The organism is Mesorhizobium sp. M7D.F.Ca.US.004.03.1.1, assembly GCF_003998635.1.
Taxonomy (GTDB): Bacteria; Pseudomonadota; Alphaproteobacteria; order Rhizobiales; family Rhizobiaceae; genus Mesorhizobium; species Mesorhizobium loti.
Map to the genome: position 1 here is coordinate 1 of NZ_RZQG01001249.1, position 1,389 is coordinate 1,389.

Below are 1,389 nucleotides of genomic sequence, written 5' to 3' on the forward strand. Positions count from 1 at the left end.
CTCAGTAGCTGGCGGCCACCGAAAGACATACCAAACAGATCGCCGTTTATCGGGAGCGACGTCAGGCGCAGTTCCTCGACAAGGTCGCCTATGATTGATCCGGGAGTGCCGAACATATGCGCGCCGAGATTCAACCAGTAGGGCGGACGCGCTAACGAATGGATTCGGCCTCCAGGACGCGAGCTCTCTTCGACGACCAGAATGTCCTTGTCTCGCAGATCATAGGCAGCCACCAGCCCGGCAAGGCCCCCGCCAATCACGATCGCATCGTAAACCTTCTGCTTCACAGTCTTGTGCTCCATACGGATCCGTTGCTGGCAATAGGGTCAGTCGTATACGTGTCGTATGCAATAGACTCCGACGCGCATACCCTAGACAAACGGCGCACGACTTTTATCGAAGAAGGCGGCGCTGCGGGCGCGGCCGCCGCGCCGTCCGACAATCAGCTCCCAAAACTGTCGAGCGCGTATTTCTGCAGGCTTTTCAGGTGGAACTGCACTGTGCGGCGAGCCGTTTTCGGGTCGCCGGCCGCCAGGCTTTCCAGGATTTCCAGATGTTCCCTGGAATCCGGCAAGAGCCTGTCCTTGAGGCTCGACACCTCGTAGAGACGCGTGGTCACCCGCAAGGAACGGATAATGTCGGCCATCACCTGATTGCCCGCACCGTCGATATACAGGCCGTGCACCGTGTCATCCGAACCCCAGTGGGCGTCGGTATGGTAGGTGGTGGCCTCCAGCAGTTGCTTGAGTTCGGACTTTGCGGCTTGGATCGATTCTGGTGAAATCCGGCCGATCGCCTGCACTGCCGCCTCAGGTTCGAGGATTTCGCGAACCTTCAGGCTGTGCATGTACTCGCTGAAGTCCACATGCCTCACCATGAAGGAACGATTGGCCACCTTGACCACCAGCCCTTCGCCTTCAAGGCGCTGAAGCGCTTCACGCATCGGTGTGCGCGATACGCCGAGAGCCTCGGAGAGCTTGCCTTCGACGATCACTTCACCGCCGCGCAGTCGACTGGAGTGAATGGCTTCCGAGACCGCTCGATAGGCGATCTGTGACAGGTTGTAATTGGTTTTGGTCACGCGGGACGGGACGTCCGCTTCGTTCTCGTTTCGCCGCACGACTTGGGATCGCGTCCTATCGGCGTTGCTTTTGCTTTCTACCAAAACGTCCTCGATCTTTTCTCGTTCAATGCGTGGCCTTCGACGCGTATATCGATCTGCTTCGTTCCAAGTATTGCCCGGTCTTTGCCGGGCCAACAAGTACACGGTCCTTTATTATGGGGTTGCCGCGCAAGATCGTGGTTACCGGCCAGCCGGTGACGACCATCCCCTCAAAGGGCGTGTAGTCGCAACCATGATGCAAATCCGTCTGGTGGATGGTCCTGCAC

General features: G+C 58.3%; 2 protein-coding genes and 1 pseudogene. All 3 read right to left on the bottom strand.

Features of this window, described 5'->3' with window-relative positions:
- A partial coding sequence (locus tag EN935_RS36035; RefSeq protein WP_164771691.1) for an FAD/NAD(P)-binding protein occupies positions 1-287 on the bottom strand: 287 nt, incomplete at its 3' end.
- Positions 288-442: 155 nt separating this feature from the next.
- Positions 443-1,081 carry a GntR family transcriptional regulator gene (locus tag EN935_RS36040; protein WP_127374230.1) on the bottom strand — a complete coding sequence of 213 codons (639 nt, stop codon included), beginning with the start codon at positions 1,079-1,081 and terminating at the stop codon, positions 443-445.
- A gap of 106 nt (positions 1,082-1,187) precedes the next feature.
- Positions 1,188-1,389 (bottom strand): annotated as a pseudogene (locus EN935_RS41610) (dihydropyrimidinase); the annotation flags it as partial.